At 42.8% G+C, this 22,190-nt stretch carries 19 protein-coding genes; 6 read left to right on the top strand and 13 right to left on the bottom strand.

Annotation, left to right across the window (positions count from 1 at the left end):
* Positions 1 to 625: 625 nt before the first annotated feature.
* Positions 626 to 1,531, bottom strand: coding sequence for a LysR family transcriptional regulator (locus tag R7E29_RS23040; protein WP_014204414.1), 906 nt, complete (start codon positions 1,529 to 1,531; stop codon positions 626 to 628).
* Positions 1,532 to 1,710: 179 nt separating this feature from the next.
* Between R7E29_RS23040 and R7E29_RS23035 the strand changes: the two genes are divergently transcribed.
* Both R7E29_RS23035 and R7E29_RS23030 read left to right on the top strand, forming a co-directional pair.
* A complete protein-coding gene (locus tag R7E29_RS23035; RefSeq protein WP_318083121.1) occupies positions 1,711 to 2,367 on the top strand; it encodes a LysE family translocator in 657 nt (218 codons plus the stop codon).
* A 325-nt stretch (positions 2,368 to 2,692) separates the two neighbouring features.
* A protein-coding gene (locus tag R7E29_RS23030; RefSeq protein WP_169644332.1) for an IS3 family transposase occupies positions 2,693 to 3,843 on the top strand; the annotation gives its coding sequence in 2 pieces (ribosomal slippage) (positions 2,693 to 2,936 and positions 2,936 to 3,843; 1,152 coding nt in all).
* A 69-nt stretch (positions 3,844 to 3,912) separates the two neighbouring features.
* Here R7E29_RS23030 and R7E29_RS23130 read toward each other — a convergent pair.
* The 6 genes from R7E29_RS23130 to R7E29_RS23005 all read right to left on the bottom strand — a co-directional run bounded on the left by R7E29_RS23130 (position 3,913) and on the right by R7E29_RS23005 (position 9,048).
* Positions 3,913 to 4,191, bottom strand: coding sequence for a YkgJ family cysteine cluster protein (locus R7E29_RS23130; RefSeq protein ID WP_140367304.1), 279 nt, complete (start codon positions 4,189 to 4,191; stop codon positions 3,913 to 3,915).
* On the bottom strand, positions 4,188 to 5,894 hold the full coding sequence (locus R7E29_RS23025; RefSeq protein ID WP_206955160.1) for an ATPase: 1,707 nt from the start codon (positions 5,892 to 5,894) through the stop codon (positions 4,188 to 4,190). The genes R7E29_RS23130 and R7E29_RS23025 overlap by 4 nt, the downstream gene beginning before the upstream one ends.
* A 61-nt stretch (positions 5,895 to 5,955) precedes the next feature.
* Positions 5,956 to 7,020, bottom strand: coding sequence for a hypothetical protein (locus R7E29_RS23020; protein WP_033905929.1), 1,065 nt, complete (start codon positions 7,018 to 7,020; stop codon positions 5,956 to 5,958).
* Positions 7,021 to 7,022: 2 nt separating this feature from the next.
* On the bottom strand, positions 7,023 to 7,415 hold the full coding sequence (locus tag R7E29_RS23015; protein WP_033905926.1) for a TerB family tellurite resistance protein: 393 nt from the start codon (positions 7,413 to 7,415) through the stop codon (positions 7,023 to 7,025).
* On the bottom strand, positions 7,396 to 8,382 hold the full coding sequence (locus tag R7E29_RS23010) for a helix-turn-helix transcriptional regulator (RefSeq protein WP_081886403.1): 987 nt from the start codon (positions 8,380 to 8,382) through the stop codon (positions 7,396 to 7,398). Before R7E29_RS23010 ends, R7E29_RS23015 begins: the two co-directional genes overlap by 20 nt.
* Positions 8,383 to 8,718: 336 nt before the next feature.
* Positions 8,719 to 9,048 (bottom strand): hypothetical protein, encoded by a 330-nt coding sequence (locus R7E29_RS23005; RefSeq protein WP_140367307.1) that lies wholly within the window; start codon positions 9,046 to 9,048, stop codon positions 8,719 to 8,721.
* 409 nt (positions 9,049 to 9,457) lie between these two features.
* On the opposite strand from R7E29_RS23005, the gene R7E29_RS23000 reads away from it, so the two are divergent.
* Positions 9,458 to 10,147 (top strand): GGDEF domain-containing protein, encoded by a 690-nt coding sequence (locus tag R7E29_RS23000; protein WP_140367308.1) that lies wholly within the window; start codon positions 9,458 to 9,460, stop codon positions 10,145 to 10,147.
* 155 nt (positions 10,148 to 10,302) lie between these two features.
* On the opposite strand, the gene R7E29_RS22995 is transcribed toward R7E29_RS23000, so the two are convergent.
* The 6 genes from R7E29_RS22995 to R7E29_RS22970 form a co-directional block, all read right to left on the bottom strand.
* The gene (locus tag R7E29_RS22995; protein ID WP_047103769.1) at positions 10,303 to 10,728 is read right to left on the bottom strand and encodes a phosphate-starvation-inducible protein PsiE; all 426 of its coding nucleotides are present in this window, start codon (positions 10,726 to 10,728) and stop codon (positions 10,303 to 10,305) included.
* 168 nt (positions 10,729 to 10,896) lie between these two features.
* Positions 10,897 to 11,736, bottom strand: coding sequence for an ABC transporter ATP-binding protein (locus R7E29_RS22990; protein ID WP_005379372.1), 840 nt, complete (start codon positions 11,734 to 11,736; stop codon positions 10,897 to 10,899).
* A gap of 35 nt (positions 11,737 to 11,771) precedes the next feature.
* Positions 11,772 to 12,629 carry an ABC transporter ATP-binding protein gene (locus R7E29_RS22985; RefSeq protein WP_005379371.1) on the bottom strand — a complete coding sequence of 286 codons (858 nt, stop codon included), beginning with the start codon at positions 12,627 to 12,629 and terminating at the stop codon, positions 11,772 to 11,774.
* A 9-nt stretch (positions 12,630 to 12,638) separates the two neighbouring features.
* The gene (locus R7E29_RS22980) at positions 12,639 to 14,465 is read right to left on the bottom strand and encodes an extracellular solute-binding protein (RefSeq protein ID WP_017634997.1); all 1,827 of its coding nucleotides are present in this window, start codon (positions 14,463 to 14,465) and stop codon (positions 12,639 to 12,641) included.
* A 37-nt stretch (positions 14,466 to 14,502) separates the two neighbouring features.
* A complete protein-coding gene (locus tag R7E29_RS22975) occupies positions 14,503 to 15,546 on the bottom strand; it encodes an ABC transporter permease (RefSeq protein WP_005379369.1) in 1,044 nt (347 codons plus the stop codon).
* Between the two features lies 1 nt (position 15,547).
* The gene (locus R7E29_RS22970) at positions 15,548 to 16,573 is read right to left on the bottom strand and encodes an ABC transporter permease subunit (RefSeq protein ID WP_005384771.1); all 1,026 of its coding nucleotides are present in this window, start codon (positions 16,571 to 16,573) and stop codon (positions 15,548 to 15,550) included.
* A gap of 820 nt (positions 16,574 to 17,393) precedes the next feature.
* On the opposite strand from R7E29_RS22970, the gene R7E29_RS22965 reads away from it, so the two are divergent.
* From R7E29_RS22965 to R7E29_RS22955, 3 genes are all read left to right on the top strand, one after another.
* A complete protein-coding gene (locus tag R7E29_RS22965) occupies positions 17,394 to 19,994 on the top strand; it encodes a TonB-dependent receptor plug domain-containing protein (protein ID WP_017634998.1) in 2,601 nt (866 codons plus the stop codon).
* Between the two features lie 65 nt (positions 19,995 to 20,059).
* Positions 20,060 to 20,824 carry a DUF3450 domain-containing protein gene (locus R7E29_RS22960; protein ID WP_005379365.1) on the top strand — a complete coding sequence of 255 codons (765 nt, stop codon included), beginning with the start codon at positions 20,060 to 20,062 and terminating at the stop codon, positions 20,822 to 20,824.
* 3 nt (positions 20,825 to 20,827) lie between these two features.
* Entirely contained in the window at positions 20,828 to 22,189 is a 1,362-nt protein-coding gene (locus R7E29_RS22955; RefSeq protein ID WP_017634999.1) for a MotA/TolQ/ExbB proton channel family protein, read from the top strand.
* Position 22,190 lies beyond the last annotated feature (1 nt).

The following is a 22,190-nucleotide window of genomic DNA, read 5'->3' as shown; positions in this document are numbered from 1 at the left end:
TTTATAGGACACACAAATACCTAAAGTGAATACTAGTTATCACGGCAATAAGCAGTAAGCATGCCATTAACTTTCTTTTGCAAAATCAGCTAGGTAGGATGATAGTAGTGTATGCCGATACAATTTTTTGTTTATCGAGCCAAAAAGTTGGGTATAAATCCAAAAAGTTGGTCGGTGTTGGCTGTGGTCTTTGTGTACGGTAGCTGTTTAGCTGAAGCGATACATATGGTGTTTTTACCCGTGAATACATTCGTAGTGGGCACGTTGTGGATGTAATAGTTCTAAGAAGGCTTTGCCCCATTCCTGCTTAGTGCGATTGCTCAGCAGCGGATTACTCTTCTGAGTTTGCCATACGTGAGGTTATCGCAGATACCAGAATGGCGCTGAACGGAATCTCCCAATTTCTGTCAAAACGGTGTGTCCAGCCAGAAATCATCACCTGCATTATTATGCACTTAAATTGAAAGGTGTAACTTGGAGGTGGGCATGAAATGAGCTAGGCTCTTCATACTATTTAGACCTTGGGATTACACAAGATATAGGGTCAGCACTCCATGCACGATATAGTTCAGGACCGAGTTAACAACGTCAGCTAGTTTTGTTAGCTTTCCTAGTCCCCTGTTTATCAATTTAGACAGGTTACCTCGTCAGGCAATGGACCAGGTGCTGAAGACTTGAGCCACTGATAGAGTAAATCGATGTATTGTCTTTTAACTGAACCTTTAGGCCAGACAAGATAATAGCTATCACCAGTCACCACCGCTTGCTTAAATGGCAACGCAAGTAACTCGGTGTCAATCGCTTTCAGACTAAGTAACAAATCTCCAACAGAGATACCATGGCGGCTGATGGCCGCTTGGTTGCCTTGCTCAAGAGTATCGAACACCTTGCCCTTATTAATGTTCAAAGACTTATAATAACCAGTGCGGTCTATCCAACGCCGCCAGTCACGGCGGTCCGAAGTTGGGTGAATTAGCTCACAAGCGCTTAAATCATATTGAGCCTCACTCAGTAACGCTGGTGAACAGACGGGAATCAGCAGCTCTTCAAACAGCGGAAGGCATTCGGTATCTGTACCAAAATTACCCTGTCCCAGCAAGATGGCGCAATCGTAGGGTTCTCGGACAAAATCCACGCTGTCAATATCCATCCATACACTTACAATTTCAATAATTGGTACGGTGTGCTCATCTCGAAAACTCCTCAATGCGTCCAGTAACCAGCTCATGGTCAGTGTGGATGGCGCTTTTAAGCGCAGTTGCCGATTGTTGCGACCAAAGTAGTAACAGGCATTTTCCAGGCTCTGGAAACTTTCCGTCAGTTGACTGGCCAGAGAGTTACCAGCGGGAGTAATTAATACTTTCGGGCCATGTCGTTCAAACAGCTTGCATTCAAACCATTCTTCCAGCGTTCGCACATGGCGACTTACCGCACCAGGTGTAACGTTAAGTATTTCAGCAGCTTTAGAAAAAGATCCTAAGCGGGCAGCTGCTTCAAATGCCCGTAACGCATACAGTGGAGGCAATGTCATGTCTGTATTCCATTGTGAGTATTACTCATAATAATATACAGTTTTTTCCGTTTTTCAGCATTGATTAAGCCTTACATAATAGGATTATTTCGTTAAGTTAAATCGAACTAATGAAATTCGAAAGAATGAGTTTCACTCATCTATAGGCAATCAAGTATCTCCACAGGAAGAAACACACCATGAATCTATCATTACTCGCCACCTACAGCCTCGCTGTTCTACTGCTAATTATCACTCCCGGTCCAGTCGTTGCTCTGCTTATTTCTACAGCAACCCGCGAAGGACAGCGCAAAGCATTTATGACTTTGCTAGGCACCAATGGAGCGTCCTTGCTGTTAATGACGATTGCAGTATTGACTTTAGCTGGTGTAGTACACTTGTCTCCCGTTTATCTATATTTATTGGGCATTGCTGGTTCTTTCTATATTGGCTTCGGCGCGATATCGGAACTACTCACAATAAGGAAGTTACCAAATGTCAATATAGATAATGAATCAACATCAACTCTCAACGAAACCACCAAAAATAATGGGTTAGTCAGAGGTTTTATTATTGGGGTAGTCAACCCGAAAGATATCTTATTCTTTGTCGCTTTTTTTCCGCAGTTTATTGCAGTGACACACAATTTTTCTACCAGCGTAATAACATTGTCATCTATCTGGGTGCTATTTGATGCAAGCATTCTCTCTCTTTACATTTTGTGCGCTAAATGGTGGTCAAAAGCATTTAACTCGCGCTGGATTGAAGGATTATGTGAGGGGTTCTTATTGGCTGTAGCTGTGGGTGGAGTGTTTTATAATTCTCAACAATTGCTTCTGTTATCGGTACCTAGCTAGCTCAAGTTTGGAAAAAGTTAGTTGTACATGATCGAGTTAATGCATGTTTTTTTGTGAATTCTGCATTAAATTAACCTAGAATCTCAGTTCAAGGATGCACGATTCTGTCCATTTTCTTCCATCTCAGGCACTGCGTTCAGGGGTGCCTGATTGCGTTTTGGGATATCTAAAGTTATTCGATGATAGCTAAATCAGAAGAACCACTGACACGCCTTTGTCCAACTATGAGTTACGATACAAATAGCCCAACAACTCCACCCTAGTGATCTGCCCCAACAGTTTTGGACACTGAGTTAAGTGAGTACAATCACTAACGAGGTGAACAATGACAACTAAGAAAACTAGAATTAAACATTCCCCTGAATTTAAAGCAGAAGCCCTGAAGTTAGCAGATAAAGTGGGAGTAGCTGCGACAGCAAGACAGCTTTCTTTACATGAATCTCAAATCTACGGGTGGCGAAAGAACTCGAAGAAAGACACCAGTATTAGTCAGCGAGAGCAAGAACTAGCCGCAGAGGTTGCCAAGCTCAAAAGGCAGTTGGCTGAGCAAGCAGAAGAGCTAGACATTGTAAAAAAGGCCGCCACCTACTTCGCGAAGAATCTAAAGTAAATTTCTATGAATTTATGCTCGAACACCTGCTGAGCTTCAGTATTGTGCGTATGGCTAAGGTGTTCGGGGTATCCCGAAGTGGGTTTTATTACTGGGTTAAGCATCGCCATAAGGCCATCAAACACGAGGCAATTCGCCAAAAGCTTGATACAAGAGTCAAAGAAGCTTTCGACAACAGTAAAGGCCGAGATGGCTCAAGGCGTATTCAAAAAGAACTGTCTGAGAGCGGTGATAACTACAACGTTAAAATCATTGCTGCCAGTATGAAGCGTCAAGATTTAACGCCGAAAGCTGCACGCAAGTTTAAGTGCACTACGGACATCAAGCATCAAATGCCTGTTGCTCCAAATCTGTTGGCTCAGAACTTTAGCGCATCGGCTCCGAATGAAAAATGGGCTGGAGACATCACCTATATAGCCACAAGCGAAGGCTGGCTGTACTTGGCGGTAATTATTGACCTTTACTCAAGACAAGTAATTGGATGGTCTATGGATACCAGAATGACGGCTACGCTGGTCTGTAATGCGCTATCAATGGCATTGTTCCGTCGCGGATTCCCCGAGCAGGTTATCGTTCATAGTGATCGAGGTAGTCAGTACTGCTCAAAAGATTATCGAGATCTCATAACTGCTTATAACCTCAAGCAAAGTATGAGTAGGAAAGGAAACTGCTGGGACAATGCTTGTGTTGAGAGTTTCTTCCATTCTATGAAAGTGGAAGCAATCCAATATGAGCCGATTATGACGAGAGAGCAAATGCGCCAAACGATCTTCGAGTACATAGAGGTTGATTATAATCGGACGAGAAGGCACAGTGCTCTTGGGTATCTAAGCCCAGTTAACTTTGAACAACAAAATGTCGCTTAATGAAGTGTCCAGTCTGGCTGGAGCAGATCAGCTTGCCATAGATATGCTGTTTTGTAGAACACCTTATGTTTATGAAAATTTATCAGGCAAACTCTCACATATTGATAAATTTATATCAACAAACGCCTGCCAAGTATAAGTAGAAGCATAATGCCTTCTATACTGTAGCTCCACTCGACAAATATCCGGTCTCGTGTCATATATACGACATTGTTTGTTTTCCACATTGAGATGACGGCAAATGCCGTCACCTCGGTCCAAGTTCTTGGTCTCTGCGGATAAATCAACATTCGCACAACATTTACCGCATGAATAACAAGGAAAAGAATTTAGGGTAACTTGGTTCATAAACTCATCAACCAAGCTCGAGTACTATCAAGGTTGTTGTCTTCAAAAGGTAACTCTATCTCTCTTCGACTTACCTCTTTCGACAACATCATACTTCTTTCGTATTCACAACTGACAGATTCTAAGTTGTCGACAAGTCCAGCCAGTTCATCAGGTGAAAGATTAAACTCAACTTTGGAAAGCTCAATCAAGTATCGATCAAGTTCAGCATTTACCGTCTGGAAGTACTCCAATGTTCTCTTTTCTACTGACTTAAACTGATCTAGGTAATCCCATACTTTTCGCATTAATTTACTGTGATCTAAAAAGTATGTGATACCAATAGTCATTATGCCCGTAGCCACCGCGCTAACAAACGAGGCTAGTTCAATACCGAGAGGAAATGTCATCAGCGAGGCTAACTGTTGGTTAAGCATCACTCCCATTGCAACCGCAACACCAGTAGATAAAATACGTGTAACTTCTCGCACCAAAGCTCCAGGGCTAAGTCTCTGCGGATTAAAGAACAAGACTTTAGCAGCCGAAACTAGACTTGACCAAGTTTCACGGAGGAGTTTTCCAATCAACTTTTGAGTGGTGAAAAAGATGTTCATTATGGTCGAACTCAAGCTAGACAGGGCACCCGCTAAAGCCCCGTTTTTAAATTCTTCCAGAATATCTTTGAATCGAGTTTTGACCCTATCCCAAATTTTTAGTGCGGTAACCTTTAGCTTATTTAGGAACTTATCAAGTGTGAAGTTTTCTTCTTTATCTTTAAAGATCTGAGGAATTGCATCTTTTATTTCAAACCAAACTTCAGCAAAAACAAGCCCTAATGCCTGTCTAACCCCCATTGCGAAACCAGCTTTACTAGAAGCCATCGCCGTACTCTTAAAAAACTTGCTGCCAGTATAATAAGTAAAATTAATCTGCTTATCGTACTGCTGCCTTGCCTTCTTATCCGCCTCACGCATTTTGTCTTCATCAAGGCTCTCAAGAACAGCAACCTGCTCACTTTGCTTAGTGATTTTATCTGCTAGTTTACGTTTTTCATGCTTTTGCTGTTTAGTTTCCGAGGGCATAGAAGCTAAACGCAGTTTATCTCTTTCAATATTGCTACGCTTGTTCTCAATTGTCCTTGGTACAACGGTTCCTAAGAAATCATCCATAGAATGATCTGACTTGAGGTTGTTGATGTAATAATGTGTCGATTGAAAGTTTGAGTTCTGATTGGCAAGTTCTACGCCGTCTAGCCCTGCAAGCACTCTTCCCGCATCATTATGGACTTCATGCGATGAAATGATGTGGTCTAGTTGGCGTTTTTCATCCTGAGACATAAGCTGGTTACGATATTCGTCTGGCAAATTACCATCATGTTGCAGCTTTTTGTCTTCCTTTCCCTTCGCCTTATAATTCTGATGAGAGTGGTAGCGATCTTCTCTTTTGGGTTTGTTCTTTCTATCAGTTACGATACTTCCGTCAGCATGATGTTTAACTGGTTTGTAATCCCCTTTATTCGCATACTCTGCTTGAACACTCTTTGAGACATAGATTTCAGCATCACCTTTTTGGTGCTGGCGAACATTGTGAACGGTTGCAACATCGCCACCTTTTTTGTCTTCAAAAAGTAAAAAGTCCAAACCGAACGTCGTTACTAAACTTTTAGTAACCGTCTTATTTAGTTCATCAACTAACGCAAAATGTTGTGAATTGGTTTCTGACATACCATACAGCTCCATTGAAAAGGGAGAAAAACCTCCCTTTATATCTCTTCGAGAACAATACTTACTTGTGAGTATTACTCGACTTTGCAAGCGTAGCTTTTATTCCAGGCTCATTGATCACTTGCATTCCATCGCTATCAGTTTCAATTTGAACAATGTTTTCATCATTTAATACCACATTACCCTGTGCGTCTTTTTTAGGTTTAAACAGCGGTGTTGTAATGATATCAGTGAGAATAGCGGCAATTTGGTAGCCATTTTGAATTAGACGAATAACGTCATCTTCGAACTTGGAAATGTCAGCTTTGTTCGATAGCAATTTCTCAAAAGCTTTTAGGCTATCAAAGTATTCTTTAAATACTGAATACAGGCGTTCTATCTCTTTGTAAATTCTATCGGCATATAGCTTAGTTTTGGCTAGTTGTTTGCGCCCCTTCTCCATCTTACCTACAGCTTCGTTAACTTCTGCTCGAGTTTTTCTTGCATCGCTTAATGCTTCCTCCGCATGAGAGGCAAAAGCCCACCCAGCAATCGCCATAATAGGAGCAGCAACAACACCACCAAGAACCATCGCACCTCCAGCCATACCAAAGCCACCAGCAGCAAGGGAACCTCCGCCAATAGCGGCCATAGTTGCGTTATATGCAGCAGCGCCAGATAGAGCGGCAATCGGTGTTCCTGTTGAAGCGGCAGCCATAGCCATAACGCCACCGTATACAGCATATGCAGCGGCAGCACCAGCAGCTCCAGCTCCAGCGACCTTACTCATGTAAGCTGTTGTAGATAACGCGAGACCATCTATCTCATCAAGCTTATGCTGAGGGAAGTCAATTTCTAGGTCCTTAGAGTTGGATTGGTTCAATTTAACTAAAAGCTTTTCTGCAATTGTTCTGAACTCTTTAAAATCGTTACCAACTTGTAGTTGAAACTCACCGAGGCTGGTTAAACTTTTATTTGTCTGTTCATTCTGTTTGTCAAAGATAGTTCTCTCTTCATCGTACTTTCTCTTTGCAGACTCAATAATATCGTTTGCTTCAGACTTATCTTGATACCCGTCGTAGCCTTTTTTAGCTCCATAACTTGCTGCTGCAACAGCAGCACCTGCTAAAATAAATGGTAATGGCATGTTTATTTCTCCAAAAATTTTTCTGCTTCGAGCACAAGAGCCATCTGGCGCTGAACCCAATCCTTTAACTCTTCAATGATTGACAAGTCCACATTTAGGCTTTCCGCTACACTTTTTATGAAATTGTCTTCACTTTCTTCAATTACCTGATCCGCGTAAGCAACACCAACTAATTCAATTAGAAACGCCATTTTCTGCGCCTTTTCTGAAAAGATCGCAGAAAGCTTTTTAATATCAAACGCTTTATCTAAATTTGCACTGTTGTTACATTGAGCAGTGATTCCCTCCAAAAGTAGAGTTTCTCGTTCATCAACGTATCCATCAGCTGCAATTAACTCCTTAGAGAAGTAATATAATGCGGCTTGTTGTTCATCATTAAGGTGCTGAATAAACATTGCTATTTCCTTTCTTTTTATAGATGTTACAGACGTCTGTTCCAAAGCTCTTAAGCCACTTATCAAGTAAGAATGAATCAATGACTGTGGCTGACACTCTATAGGCGCTTCCCAACTCTTCTATGATCTGGTCTTCCGATAGTGGTGTCTCAACAAGGTGGTATCCAGCCTGTTTATCGATATCAAACTGAACTCGACACAACTCTCCCTCGCCAAAACCAAACCTTCCGTCAGAATCGTATTTAGCCAACGAAAAGCTCTCCGGTCTCTTGAAGTTAAATGACGAAACTATCGCATCATTTATACGATGAACGGCTAAGCTTCTTTCATTGTTGAAACCGTCAAACCGGCACACTAGATAAAGTCGAACTCCTTGCTGTGCAAGGCCGAGCGGCATAACTGTAGATGTTCTAACTTGCTTATTGGCATTGTGATAGGTTACGGTCAATAAACGATCTTCATACAATGCCTTACTTATATTTTCTAAAACTTTGTTATCAATTTTTGGCGCTAGAAGAGGTTGAGACTCTCGCACTACTTTGATTTTATCTTTCCACACACGATCTTTATGGTTTTTAGGGTCAAACTCGAGGTTATACCTAGCCTCTGTAAAGTGAGGTCTTAGTGACTGCATTACATCTTTTGGTAGCAGTAACTTTAGGTGCTTCTCTGCTAACGCCAAGAGTAAAGATTCATGAGCATTAAGTGAGCTCACTCCTAGTGCGTGACTATTTCTATCAAAACTGTACCCATAAGGCTTAGAGCGAGTATCCCTATCTATGGGAAAGTGTTCACTCAACATCTCTAGATTGCGTTGTATTGTTCTTATATCTCGCGAAATGCCTATTACTTCTAATTGCTCTCGTATTTCTAGAGCCGTTATCTTTCTGTGCTTAGGGATTCGTTTAAGTATTTCAAGCACAAGAACTAATGAGTCTTGTGTACTTTTTCTTTTCGACAAAGCCAAGTTATTCCGTTGTTTAAATCTATCGTGACATTCGTTCCATAAATGAGAACATCGATACTATACATGTGAAACTAATCCATCATGTGACTTAATGCACACAAATTATATTTGATTCCAGCGACAAGTTGTGTCGCACAAATATCAACCAGAAAAAGTTCAAAAAATAACGAATTTTACTTCGGTATACTGATCTCAGAGGTAAGTTAGCGACCGTCAGCTACAAAGTCAGCACGTTATAGGAGAATGAGATCGAAACATCGGAGGAAGGGGCTAAGTTGATGTCGTTATCCCTCCCATAACCTTGTGCTCATGAGAGGGTAGCGAAAAGTAATAATATTATCGCTCTAAATTATCTATAGCTCTAATCAAGCTTTGTGCTTTCCGGTCATTTTCAAAAGCTATTTTTTCTCTAAGATTAAGCAGGGCTTTTTTTGCTGCCTGATCTTTTGCAAATAGATTACCGTCTTGTAATGCAGCAATAGCAAGAGCCCTTTTTAAAGGCGAATTTTTGTCTTGCTGATTATTTCTATCATAGTAATCTCTGACGCGCTCACTTGGTGCTCGATTTACCTTTTCCCATTGTTCTAAGGTTTGAGTTAAAGCTGCGTCACTCACTGCCTTAACTGCCGATTTCCCTGCACTAACCAATGAATCGAAAAATCCCATAATGACTCCTTACCAACTGTTAATTCACGTTGTTTATTTTGTAGTTAAACAATCTATCAATACGACTAAAACAGATAACCTTTAAAAACCATGCTTCTGAGCTCATTGCACTCATAACTGACATACCCTTAATGATCGACTATAAAAGTTATTTTTGAGCACCAATAGGCTACCAATAAAGATTATTAATTTTGCTTACACTTAGATAACTTACATAGATAAGTGAAATACAAATTAATAAAATCAACAATAAAACTCCACTACTAATGCCACTGTCTACGTTTGAATGCGACACATCATGTCGCAGCTAAAATGTTTCCAGCAATAGATTCATTTAATCACCTACTACGACATAACTTGCCGCATTACAAAGTAACCTAATATCAATCAAGATATTGAAGGTAACGATATGTCAAAAAGTAAAGGCAACACTCATTCCCGTAGCATTTCTCTTATTGATGAACAAAACATGTCCCTCCCTAATAATGTTGGACTTAAAAACATACTAAAAAAAATTTCAGACTTAGAGATTGAAAATCAAAAACTTACAAATAGAGTTTTACTCTTAGAGAAGCGTTTAAGTGTTGATTTTTTGACTGGTTTATCTTCTCGTGCTCAAGGCATTACACACATAGAGTCTCTAATTCAAGACAATGATATTGGAACTTTCTCACTGGTATTTATCGATTTAGATCAGTTGAAGAAAATTAACGACTCTGCTGGTCACGTTGTCGGAGATAGAATGATTGAAAGACTAGGTAATATCTTGAAAAAAATGCAACTACCAAAGCAGACGATAGCTAGGTTTGGAGGAGATGAATTCATTGCCATCCTCCCAAACTACGACCACCAAAAAACCACGAGTTGGTGTAACTGCTTACAAAAAAGAACTAAGCTTCAGGAGCCAATACGTATTGATGGACAGCATTTCTACCTTTCTGTTTCAGTTGGATCTTACGTGTACCATAAGGCAAGAGAGCCTGAACATTTAGATGCAAAGCAACTAATAGAGAGAGCAGACAAAGATATGTATAAAAACAAACAAAGTAAAAACGACTCACTCAAAAGTTATATCTATAAAGTACCAATCGGTGGGTAATGTGGTGGTTAAAAAATACAAAATAATGACTTAAATTCAATAAAATATTGATCTAAATGAATTTTAATAAATAAATATTCAGATCCAAAACATTGAATGATCTAAAAGTCATCGAGTATTGAAACAAAAAAGCCCCGCTAATACGGGGCTTTCTTTTATTCGTCTTTTTCCAAGGTTCTGTTATCAACGTAGGGCCAATAATGGTGCCCAATTCTGATCAGCAAAGTAGCCGCAGCCAAAATAAACGCAGCCAGAGATAACCACACAACCAAAACTGCATCCAGTTCTTTCATTCCGAGTGTGATGTAGCGGGCGATGGCCATCATCGCGATGTAGATAGGATAGCGTACCGGAATTTTACCGTTCATCACGAACTGCTGCACCATGGCGAGCACTTCCAGATAGATAAACATCAAAAGAATATCTGTGAGCAAGACACGCTTCTCTACAAATACGTGCACAAACTCTTGCATCATGGCGTACAACGTCGCCAAGGTAATAGAGACTAATAACACCGCCTCCAAAATATGGAAGATTTTCAGGAAAGGTCGACTAAAGGATTTCGGTAAATTCGACGGCATGGTCCATTATCCAAACAAAGAAAATAGGCCTTGAGTTTAGCATGCAACGATCTTCAATCAATCAGAATAAACATCAGTGCGAATCGACTCCAAGTCCTGGCATTTGCTTATAAAAATGCTCCGCTTATTTGGCGGAGCGCTTTTGTGTTATAGGACCTGTGGCATCACTTACGCCACTTGCTGCTTTTTTTCAGCTACGCGCTTTTTCTTCCGATATTTAGGGTGAGTGATCGGAATCGCAGATAGGAGTTTTTTGGTGTATTCGTTTTGCGGGTTTGCATAAATTTCTTTAGCGCTGCCTGCTTCTACCACTTTACCAAAATACATCACGGCAACTTTGTCAGAGACATGTTTCACCACCGAGAGATCGTGAGAGATAAATATGATCGCCAAATTCATTTCTTGTTGCAGTTGTAGCAATAGGTTCAAGATTTGCGCCTGTACCGACACATCTAACGCAGATACCGATTCATCACAAATCAGTAGTTTAGGCTTCAATGCAATCGCGCGAGCGATACCGATACGCTGCCGTTGCCCGCCTGAAAATTCATGTGGATAACGGTTTACTGCCGTTTCTGGTAATCCCACTTTGATTAAAAGCTCTTTTACCCATTGTTTACGCTCTGTTGGCGTGCCAATTTTATGAATAACAAACGGTTCTTCCAGAATCATACCGATGGTATGACGCTGATTGAGTGACTCCATTGGGTCTTGAAAGACGATTTGCATGTCTTTACGCAGCGATCGCATCTCTTTCACAGACAATTTAGTGATGTCTTTACCTTCAAAGAAAATCTTACCTTCTGTTGGCTCGTATAACTTTAAGATCGTGCGACCAAGGGTGCTTTTACCACAACCTGACTCACCAACTAGCCCCAGTGTTTCACCTTCAGAAACAGACAGTGAAACCCCGTCTACCGCTTTGATGGTGTAGCCTTTCTTGAACAGCCCTTTACCAGAAACAAAGTGCTGCTTAAGATTTTCAATTCTTAATACTTCTTTTGCCATAACATCCTCTTTTATGACTGGTTCACTTTGCCCAGTTAACTGGCAAACATACTGGCATCAATAGGCTTGATATCGATCATCTGCTTCGGCTCATTATCTAAGCTCGGCATCAATCCCATTAAACGCTCTGTGTATGGGTGCTGCGGGTTATCAAACAACTCAAAAATTTCTGCTTTTTCGACAATACGTCCGCCATACATCACGGCAACATCATCACACACTTCTGCCACAACCCCGAGATCGTGAGTGATGAAGATCATCGCCATGCCCGTTTCTTCCTGAAGCTCGTTCATCAGTTCAAGGATAGACGCCTGAACCGTAACATCCAACGCTGTAGTCGGTTCATCACAAATCAGAATATCCGGCTTACAGGCCAATGCCATCGCGATCATGACACGCTGGCGCATACCACCAGATAGGTTATGGGGATACTCATTCAATCGCTTCTCTGGCATTGGAATTTTTACTTTTGCCAGCATTTCAATCGAGTACGCCTCCCGCTCCTTTTTGTCGAGCTCAGGTCGATGGAGCTCAAGCACTTCACATATTTGACGACCAATGGTGTGCACTGGGTTGAGCGCCGTCATCGGGTCTTGGAAGATGATCGAAATGCGATCGCCACGCATGGCGTACATCTCTTCCGCAGGCAAATCAACTAGGTTGGTGCCGCGATAATTCACTTCACCTTTGATAATGTTGCCATATGGCTTAGGTAATAGCCCCATGATCGACATTGAGGTTACGCTCTTACCACTACCTGACTCTCCTACCAGACCGAGTGTACGTCCGGCTCTCACATCAAAGTTCACACCATGCAGAACCTTCACTGGCCCATCATCGGTGGTAAATTCAACTTCGAGATCTTTAACACTTAGGATTACATCGTTTTCCATAACCAATCCTTACAGCTTATAAGTGTCATCTACGACAACAACAGGTTCAAAAGCTTTGCCTGACTTCATCGCTTGTTTCGTTTCTTTTTTGATATCACTATCAATCCAGTAAGTGCCATCGCCTATGATTGCACCACTGAACAGCGCCTCTGTCATGCGATTCATTGGCTTATCTGGAAACTTTAACCAGCGCCAGTGACCATAGCGGACATAAGGAACCATGTAGCCTGGGACGATAACGTGAGCATCAATGATGTCACGCTGAATCTCATGACCTAGCTGGATCTTTTTATCCATATCCATGCCAAAACGATACTCGATGATCTTTTCATCCAGTTCAGGCGTGCTGTAGTTTGTGAAAGAGTTAGTTTGCGGCTTGTTCGCATTGACTGAATGGAAGTACTCCCAATACGTTGGGATCTCAGACGTACCCATATCTAAGAAAGCCAAATCGTGCTTTTTCTCACGTACGTATTTGAACATGGATGAGCCATCAACTAACTTGAGCTCAATATCCAGCCCTGCTAGCTTGGCTTGCTCACGCAAAAATGCAATACGAGGAGTATGAACAGGTGTTCCGTAGGTCAGCTCGAAGCTTAAGCGCTCACCTTTATCATTAACACGAATACCATCAGAACCAATTTTGTTAAAGCCTGCGGCTTCGAATGCCTCGGCCGCTTTTGCGGGATCGAACTTCGGTGCCTTAGCATCTGGTAGGGTGTATTTACCATGACCATAACCGGTCGGGTTCGGTTTACGGGAGTAGTCGCCACGCATGACATTCTCTATCATGCCATCAAAGTCAATCGCGTAAGTAATGCCCTTGCGAATGTTTAAATCATCCAGCAAAGGCATCGCGGTGTTCATCCATACACCACCAGCCCCAACTGGGAATTGGTTGTAACCCCAGAACTTTTGAATGTATCCCTTTTGGTAAGGTTCCGTATTCGATTTATCATGCCATAAGCTTGGTAAAACAAGACCAAATGCGTCCAGCTTCCCTTTCTCAAAGTGCTTCATCGCGATATCACTGTCGCGAATCACTGTGATGCGGATTTTGTCGACATTATAACGATGTTGATAATACTTATTGCTGTAACCCCACCAGTCTTCACCGACATGTTTGAAGGTAACACTTTTACCTTTTTTAATGTCATCTAGGTAGTATGCACTGGTCGTTGGTTCACTTTTAAAATTGTAGTAGCGGACAAAGTTGTCATGTATACCGTCACCATTTTCATCTTTTGAAGGGTTAGCATAAAAATGTGCGGGACGTGGGCGCAGGGCCCCCATTCGTAACAGCAACTCTTCCGGATTAAACTCTTTCGCCGCCTTAACAGCAAACGTGTGAGTGTCGTACTTGATAACATCCGCAATCGTTTTGTTGTAGTAATCGTTGTACCAAGGCTCCAAGATGTCCTTGGAACGATAAAACTTCAGCATGAACACGAAATCGTCGGCAGTCACAGGTTTGCCGTCCGACCATTTGGCTTCAGGGTTGAGTTTGAAATAGACCGTTTTGTTGTCACCTGCTAACGCCCACTCGTTAGCAAGCTCAGGGATAAACTCTAAAGTATCTGGGTGGCGGACCACCAAGCCTGGTGTTTCATCTAAGATAAAAGAACGTAGCCCTGCATTAGCGTCTGGGCCAACACTACGTAACGTCTGCGGGAAACTTGACATAAAGGTGCGATAAGTCCCTCCACGTTTCGCTTCTGGCGAACCATATTGAGGCTCATCCCAGTTTGTTTGCCAGTTTAAGTCAGTCGGAAGCGTTGCTGACATTGCACCAAAACTCAGGGCGCTCAGCGTGGACGCTAAAAATAATTTCTTCATAAAACTTCCCTTTTTATGTTTTGCTCACAATGCTCGCTTAAACATAGCGTGTGAATTTTTTCGGGTCGAAAGCCGCTCGAATGGCTTCACCAATAAAGGTCACCATTACCAGAACCAGAACAATAGAAGTCACTACTGACGCAACAATCCATGGCGAATCTAAGTTTGACTTACCTTGTTGCAGTAGTTCACCCCAACTTGGCGTTGGTGGCATCAAGCCTAATCCTAGGTAATCGAGAGCAGTCAGTGCTGTGATGTTAGCTGCAATAGTGAAAGGCGCTAGGGTTACAATCATCACCATCGTATTTGGCAAGATGTGATTAAACAAGATACGTCCGGTCGATGCCCCTAAAGCACGAGCCGCCATTACATATTCTCGTGCCGCTTCTTTATAGGTCATGGTCCGCATGTACCATGTCATCCCCATCCAAGTGAAAAGCACGTTAATAGCGACAAAGAGAGCGAACGTCGGCTGAACGATTGAGACAAGAATCATAATGACGTACAAAAACGGGACCATTGACCAGATTTCGATAAGTCGCTGTACAAACAAGTCAAATTTACCGCCCCAAAAACCCATAGCACAACCGACTGCAGTACCGATCGCGTAGGAAATGGCCATCGTAAGCAACGCAAATCCCATCGCCGTTCTGAATCCGTAGACGAGTCGCGCCAAAATATCGCGACCTATCACATCTGTACCTAAATAATGCTTATTTTCGGCACTAGGCGCTGTTGGCGGGAAATCACCACTAAAATCTTGTTCGTATGGGTTCCACGGCACAAGCGGCAAAATAACAAAGTTGTCGCCCCCTTCAGCCTCAAACGCTTTTTGCAGTACACGATAATCGGCTTCACTGGATGACTCTTGGCCGAATTCGCTACCTAAACGTACGTCACTGACAACAGGAAAATAGTAGCTACCATCGTACTTGACGACTAGCGCTTTACTGTTGATCAAAAGTTCGGCGAATAGAGAAAGGATCAACATGATAGAAAGAGCAACAAACGACCAATAGCCTCGTTTGATCTCTTTAAAGTGACGAATTTTCTTTTGAGTTAATGGACTAACTTTAATCATGTTACGCTCCAAACTTCACACGTGGGTCGACTAAAGCAACACAAATATCTGAAATGATGTTACCAATGAGCAGTAACAACGCATTAATGGCGACAATACCCATAACAACAGGGTAATCACGCTCCATGATTGATTCGTAACCCAATAAGCCAATGCCATCAATATTGAAGATAACTTCAATCAGGAAGGCACCGGTCATGAAGAACAACAAAGAGTTACCAAAGTGACTCGCGATCGGAATTAAGCTGTTACGCAACGCGTGCTTACGAACTGCTTTTTTGAAAGGTAATCCTTTCGCAATTGCGGTGCGGATGTAATCTGAGGAAAGGTTTTCCATCAGGTTATTTTTCATTGTCATCGTCAGCGTGGCAAAATCACCAATGAGGTAACAGATCAAAGGCAACACCGCATGCCACATAATGTCTTTAGCGCGTTCAAAGAAGGTTTCGTAATCGTCGAAGTCATCGCCGACAAAGCCTCCCATCGGAAACCATTCCAAGTGATAACTAAATAACGTGATCAGCAATACACCCACCACATAACCTGGTAGCGCGTAGCCTACGAAAATGAGTACTGAAGAGGCGGAATCAAACACAGAACCGTGCTTGAGCGCCTTATAGTAACCAAGAGGAATCGAGATAAAATAACTAATAAAGAAGGTCATGCCGCCATAAAACAACGACACTGGCAAACGCTCTGCGATCATATCCGAGACAGGCTCGTAGTAACGCGTCGACTCGCCAAGATCTAGCATTACCAAACGACTTAACCACTCGACGTACGCTTCCGTTACAGGTTTATCCAGGCCATAAAACGCATTCAGCTCCGCGATTTGATCGTCAGAAAGGGCCGTATTACCACCCGCAGACGTCATTGATGCGGCGCCATCTCCCTGAGACTGCATTTGTGACAACATGCGTTCAACAGGTCCGCCAGGCACGAAACGAGTGATAGCAAAGATGAGAATAGTTATCCCGAGAAACGTTGGGATAACCAACGCCAAACGGCGTAAAAAGTACGACAGCATATACAACTTGCTCCTTGTCTACTGTCCAGTTCAAACGGAGTGAAAGAGGATATTTTCCGCCCAAAATGGTGCATATTTATCTCATAGTAACTAAAACTGTTGAAGCACACTCCCTGCGCCTCAAGAGCTAGACTTTTCTACTACTGCAATAATTTCAGCGTCATATTTATCTTGAATCCACATCAGCTTCAAGTGTTTGAAACCAAAACATGACAAACTTCCTTCGATGTCGAAAAACAGAAATGTTTTTGTAAAAAATTATAAAAAACCACAAAAATAATTCATACAGAATATCAATCTAGGCTGTTTAGAGCCAAAACCCTACATAAAAATGCACCCTACACACATAAATAGACACATAATCCAAGGTTATATTTGACCTAAAAATACGAGTGAGCCCTTTAACAGCAATGGGTATCATATTTTGATACCACCTAATAAGTTCGAGCTAACAAAGTATGGATTCGATATAAAACTCATCTCAGAACAATTCACTGGAAAAATATCTTTTTCCAGATTCAATTACCCACTAAAAAACCATAGGCAAGATAAGTCATTAAAGTTTATAAGAAACACAAAATACGGTGTTTTATTGAAATTTAATCTCGATGCATAAACCTTATTCGGTTTTTTATTCCGCCTTTTAAACAAAGCCTGGTTATTTACATCTTTTTTACATTTAAGCATCCCCGTTTACCACTGGTTTGACTTCCTTTTTTCATCTCGGTTATACATTGGCCGAACGTTAACGAAATATTAACGTCACATTTGGCCGCTATGCGGCCAGACATAGGAAATAATAATAATCGGAGCAACAAGGATGTATAAAAACACAACCGCTTTATCTGTTGCGATAAGCCTTGCTTTGGGGACAGCAGCAGTTGCAGCCCCAGCAACAGCACTGGCAGAAGAGCAGCAAGTTGAAAAACTTCAAAAGATGAAAGTTACTGGTTCGCGTATCTCCACGACGGATATGGAAGGTCCATCACCAGTTACTGTTATTAATAGTAAAGACATTGAGTCTAAAGGCTTTAACAGCGCGCAAGACGTATTGAACAGTTTGACCCAAAACACAGGTGGTGTAATGGCTCAAACAGACTCTTTCTCGTTTACACCAGCAGCGCAGTCAGTCAACTTACGTGGCCTTGGCGCGTCACGCACATTGATTCTTATTGATGGCCGTCGTCTTCCTCAATACCCGCTAGCACAAGATGGTACATCTAACTTCCAAGATATCGGCCAAATCCCTGTCGCCGCTATTGAGCGTGTTGAAGTAATGACCGACTCAGGTTCTGCTATCTACGGCTCCGACGCAATCGGTGGTGTCGTAAACTTCATTTTAAAGAAAGACTTTGATGGCGTTTCTGTAAAAGTACGCGCGGGTGACGCGACGGATGGTGGTTACCAAAATGGTCGTTTAGACGTTGTAGCTGGCAAAAACTTTGACGACAAACGTATTCTCTTCGTTGGCCAATTTGCGGGCAACGAAATGCTAAAGCAATCTGACCGAGATGATTGGGCTGGCGATGACGGTTCTAGCCGTTCTCAGCTAAGTGGCTACTCTAGCTACGGTGCAAACTTTGAAGGCGCCAACGGAACACTTCTAACACCAGCTGATGCTGGTTCTTCATGTAAAGAAGTCGTTGGTGATGCCGCGATTGAACGAGCGGATGGAAAGTGTGGTGTTAACCGCTCTGCATACCGAACATTAAAACCAGAAAACAAACAAGTAGACCTACTTTTACGTGGTGAAATGGACATTAACGACAATGTCACTGCCATGGCAGAAGCCCGTTTTGGCTACAAGTCTACAGAATCTGAATTCGAACCTAACCCTTACAGCGTTGAAGTTGATGCCACTCACTTCCGCGGCGAAGGCGAATACACTCGCCGTATGGTCGAATTTGGACCACGCGAAAGTAACACTGAAGCCGATTCTTTTGGCTTAACCTTAGGCTTGAACGGCCTGCTTGCTGATACGTATGATTGGGACCTATCCGCTGGTTACTCTGAGCAAAGCGTTGAAACAAGCAACCCAGCAATCTTCCTAACTCTCGACCAAGCTGTACAAAATGGTGATGTCGATCTTCTAGGGCCTATCTCTCAAGACGTTGTAGACAAATACAGCGGCACTTCAAGCAAAGAAGCCTACTCAAAGCTTTACTCTGTTAACGGCTCACTGGCTGGTGATTTGGTTGAACTTCCTGCAGGTATGTCTGGCTTTGCTGTTTATGGTGAATGGAACCGTACTGACTACAATGAGACGATTGATGCTACAACAGCAGCTGGTGGTTTCTCTGGCCTAGGTGGAACATCAGGCGGCGGTGACCGTGATCAGATTGGTCTTGGTGTTGAAGCTCTTATTCCTATCATTGAAGATTTAGAAATGACTGTCGCTGGTCGTTACGACCACTACTTCGACGACTCGGCAACTGGCGGCGCATTCACTCCTAAAGTAGCCCTAGCATACCGTCCTACTGACACCCTATTGCTACGTGGTAGCTACGGTCTAGGCTTCCGAGCTCCAGACTTGAAGCGACTATTTGGTGATCAAACTCGAGGCTTTGGTTCTGGTTTTGACCCTGTGCTTTGTGCCAACGCTGGTGGTAGCGGCCCACAAGATAAAGACAAGTACCCAGAGTGTGATACTCAGTACTTCGATACGCTTAATGGACCTAACTCAGAGCTGAAAGAAGAAACAAGTACAAACATTAACTTGGGCCTAGCGTGGGAGCCTGTGGATGATCTTGGTGTAACCGTTGACTGGTACCACATCAAGATGGAAGACGTCGTAACAGCACCAACTTACCAAGACGTAATTAACGATCCAGGTAAATACCCAGGTACTGAAGTCGTTCGTAACCCAGATGGCACCATCAAGTCGGTATCCTATGGTCCAGTGAACCAGTCGTATGAAGAGCGTTCTGGTATTGACCTAGCGATCAAATACGCATACGACACTAATGAGTTCGGTTCATTTAACACGCGTGTTGCTGTAACGAAGATCTTGATTGCTGAATATCAAGAAAACGACAGCGAGCCTGTAACGGATGAAAGAGATTTCATGCCTGAATACACCGCAACGTTAAATCTTGGCTGGGCATATGAAGATGTCGCTATCAACCTATTTGGTAAATACCGCGACCGTATGTGTTCAAGCTACGCAAACCGTTACTACTTTGATGACTGTGATTCTGCTAAAAAAGCGGGTTACAAAGCAGAAATCGCTAGTATGACAACGTGGAACCTAACGGCTTCTTACCAATTCAACGAGAGTGGTCGTGTAACTCTTGGTGCTATCAACATGTTTGACAAAGTACCGCCTGCAGATCCTCTAAGCGATACCTCTCCATTCTATGCAACTGGGTATGACGATCCAATCGGACGTCAGCTATACGTCGAGGCATCATACGACTTCTAAAAAATATTTGGCGCGGGTTTTCCGCGCCCTTTTCGACTGACTAAAACACTGACAAGGATGCAACCATGAAATTCAAGGAATTTGGTCTCAGTGCCATAGCTGCAGCATTGCTTACTATCAGTAGTAGCTCTATAGCGGCCAACTCTGGTGCTGTCGTTTCCACACAAGCAAAAGCAAATCAATCTTCAGAAGCTTCGCAACAAAAAATCGACAATTATGCCGAAAGTACTGAAGGCATGTTGGCAGAATACAAAGGCTTACTACGTCAAATCGACAGCATGAAAGTCTACAACGAGCAAATTAATCGTATGGTTCAATCACAGCAAGGTGAATTGGACTCATTAAATAACCAAATTGCTCAGATCGATCAAACGGCAACAGAAGTAGTGCCACTAACACTTAAAATGATCGATGCACTCGATGAGTTTGTGACTCTCGATCTGCCTTTCCAGAAAAAAGAACGTAATAAACGTGTCCAAGAACTGCGTCGTCTCATGGATCGCGCCGACGTAACGACTTCTGAGAAATTCCGTAAAGTGATGGAAGCCTACCAAATTGAAGAAGGCTTCTCTCGCTCAATTGAATCTTACAAAGCTAGCCTAGATAGAAATGGGGAAACCGTGACTTACGATTTCCTACGTATTGGTCGCACGGCGCTTTTATTCCAATCTCCAGACGGTGGTGAGACAGGTATGTGGAACCAACAAACACGTCAATGGGAAACATTACCGGAAAGCTACCGCATAGCGGTACAGCAAGGCCTTCGAATCGCGAAGAAGCAAGCGCCACCAGCGCTAATCAAATTGCCTGTATATGCTGGGGAGGAATAAGAGATGAAAGGATTCAAAACTCTAGCCGCTGGTCTACTAGCGAGCTTATTTATGGCTTCAGGCGTACAAGCAGAAACGCCTAAAAACCTATCTGAACTACTCAAAAACGTAAAATCAGAAAGCATCGTTGAGTCAAAAGAGAACAAAGCCCGTGAAGCTGAGTTCAAGAACAACCGAGATAAGCAAGCAGCATTATTGCAACAGGCTCGTGAAGAGCTAGCTTCACAGCAAGCACTGGGCGATCAACTTAAAGCGACATTTGATGAAAACGATAAGCAGCTGACTGAACTAACAGAAACCTTACGTGTTCGCTCTGGTACTTTGGGCGAAATGTTTGGTGTGGTCCGCCAATATGCGGGCGAGTTTAAAGGCTTATTTGCAGCCTCTCAAAACGCAGTTCAGTTCCCAGAGCGTGACGCTCTATTAACGAAACTGGCTGAAAGTAAAGAACTGCCATCAACACAAGAGCTAGAAGCATTCTGGCATACCATTCTTCAACAAGTGGTTGCCTCAGGCGAGACAGCAACAACCCAAGCAACGGTTGTTTATGGCGAAGGTAAAGAAGCGGTTCGCGATGTTACTCTTGTCGGTGAATTTAACGCGATTGCCGATGGTAAGTACGTTACTTATGTACCTCAAACAGGTAAGTTCGAAGAACTCTCTCGACAGCCTCGCACCAATATTACACGTCATGTTGCGGGCTTTGAGTCAGCGTCAAACAGCTATGAGCCACTGTTTATTGACCCATCCCGTGGTGTAATTCTGTCTCTACTTGTACAAAGCCCTACCGTTCAAGAACGTATTGATCAAGGTGGCATTGTAGGTTACGTCATCCTTGGTATGGGTGCAGTTGGCGCTATCATTGCTCTAGTTTGCTTCCTACGCCTTCAAGTGATTGGCGGTAAAATGCGTAAGCAAGCGAAATCAGAAACCGTGATTCCTGGTAACCCTCTGGGTGAAGTTATCCAGGCTTACCAAGAGCACAAAGGTGACAACCTTGAAGATCTGGAAGCGAAACTGGACGAAATCATCCTACGTAACGCACCGAGCATTGAACGCTTTATCAGCTCAATCAAACTGTTCGCTTCTGTAGCACCTCTACTTGGTCTACTGGGTACGGTAATGGGCATGATCGGCACATTCCAAGCCATTACTCTGTTCGGTACCGGCGATCCTAAACTGATGGCTGGCGGTATTTCTGAAGCTCTTGTTACAACCATGTTAGGTCTGGTTGTCGCAATTCCATTACTGTTCCTTTACACCATCGTACACAGTAAAGGTCGTCGTTTGGTTCAAACTCTTGAAGAACAGAGTGCAGGCTTCATCGCTCGCTATCAGGAAAAACTACATAAAGCCGAAAGCTAAG

It is taken from the genome of Vibrio sp. Vb1729, assembly GCF_033338655.1.
Lineage (GTDB): Bacteria > Pseudomonadota > Gammaproteobacteria > Enterobacterales > Vibrionaceae > Vibrio > Vibrio alginolyticus.
This window is presented reverse-complemented; position numbering and strand designations above follow the sequence as displayed.

What these genes read in the sequence shown, in the direction of transcription:
- R7E29_RS23035 (WP_318083121.1), top strand. Translation starts at nt 1,711, where the DNA reads ATGAATCTATCATTACTCGCCACCTACAGCCTCGCTGTTCTACTGCTA.
- R7E29_RS23040 (WP_014204414.1), bottom strand. Translation starts at nt 1,531, where the DNA reads ATGACATTGCCTCCACTGTATGCGTTACGGGCATTTGAAGCAGCTGCC.
- R7E29_RS22970 (WP_005384771.1), bottom strand. Translation starts at nt 16,573, where the DNA reads ATGCTGTCGTACTTTTTACGCCGTTTGGCGTTGGTTATCCCAACGTTT.
- R7E29_RS23015 (WP_033905926.1), bottom strand. Translation starts at nt 7,415, where the DNA reads ATGTTTATTCAGCACCTTAATGATGAACAACAAGCCGCATTATATTAC.
- R7E29_RS23005 (WP_140367307.1), bottom strand. Translation starts at nt 9,048, where the DNA reads ATGGGATTTTTCGATTCATTGGTTAGTGCAGGGAAATCGGCAGTTAAG.
- R7E29_RS22980 (WP_017634997.1), bottom strand. Translation starts at nt 14,465, where the DNA reads ATGAAGAAATTATTTTTAGCGTCCACGCTGAGCGCCCTGAGTTTTGGT.
- R7E29_RS22960 (WP_005379365.1), top strand. Translation starts at nt 20,060, where the DNA reads ATGAAATTCAAGGAATTTGGTCTCAGTGCCATAGCTGCAGCATTGCTT.
- R7E29_RS23000 (WP_140367308.1), top strand. Translation starts at nt 9,458, where the DNA reads ATGTCAAAAAGTAAAGGCAACACTCATTCCCGTAGCATTTCTCTTATT.
- R7E29_RS22955 (WP_017634999.1), top strand. Translation starts at nt 20,828, where the DNA reads ATGAAAGGATTCAAAACTCTAGCCGCTGGTCTACTAGCGAGCTTATTT.
- R7E29_RS23130 (WP_140367304.1), bottom strand. Translation starts at nt 4,191, where the DNA reads ATGAACCAAGTTACCCTAAATTCTTTTCCTTGTTATTCATGCGGTAAA.
- R7E29_RS23020 (WP_033905929.1), bottom strand. Translation starts at nt 7,020, where the DNA reads ATGCCATTACCATTTATTTTAGCAGGTGCTGCTGTTGCAGCAGCAAGT.
- R7E29_RS22965 (WP_017634998.1), top strand. Translation starts at nt 17,394, where the DNA reads ATGTATAAAAACACAACCGCTTTATCTGTTGCGATAAGCCTTGCTTTG.
- R7E29_RS22985 (WP_005379371.1), bottom strand. Translation starts at nt 12,629, where the DNA reads ATGGAAAACGATGTAATCCTAAGTGTTAAAGATCTCGAAGTTGAATTT.
- R7E29_RS22990 (WP_005379372.1), bottom strand. Translation starts at nt 11,736, where the DNA reads ATGGCAAAAGAAGTATTAAGAATTGAAAATCTTAAGCAGCACTTTGTT.
- R7E29_RS22995 (WP_047103769.1), bottom strand. Translation starts at nt 10,728, where the DNA reads ATGCCGTCGAATTTACCGAAATCCTTTAGTCGACCTTTCCTGAAAATC.
- R7E29_RS23025 (WP_206955160.1), bottom strand. Translation starts at nt 5,894, where the DNA reads ATGTCAGAAACCAATTCACAACATTTTGCGTTAGTTGATGAACTAAAT.
- R7E29_RS22975 (WP_005379369.1), bottom strand. Translation starts at nt 15,546, where the DNA reads ATGATTAAAGTTAGTCCATTAACTCAAAAGAAAATTCGTCACTTTAAA.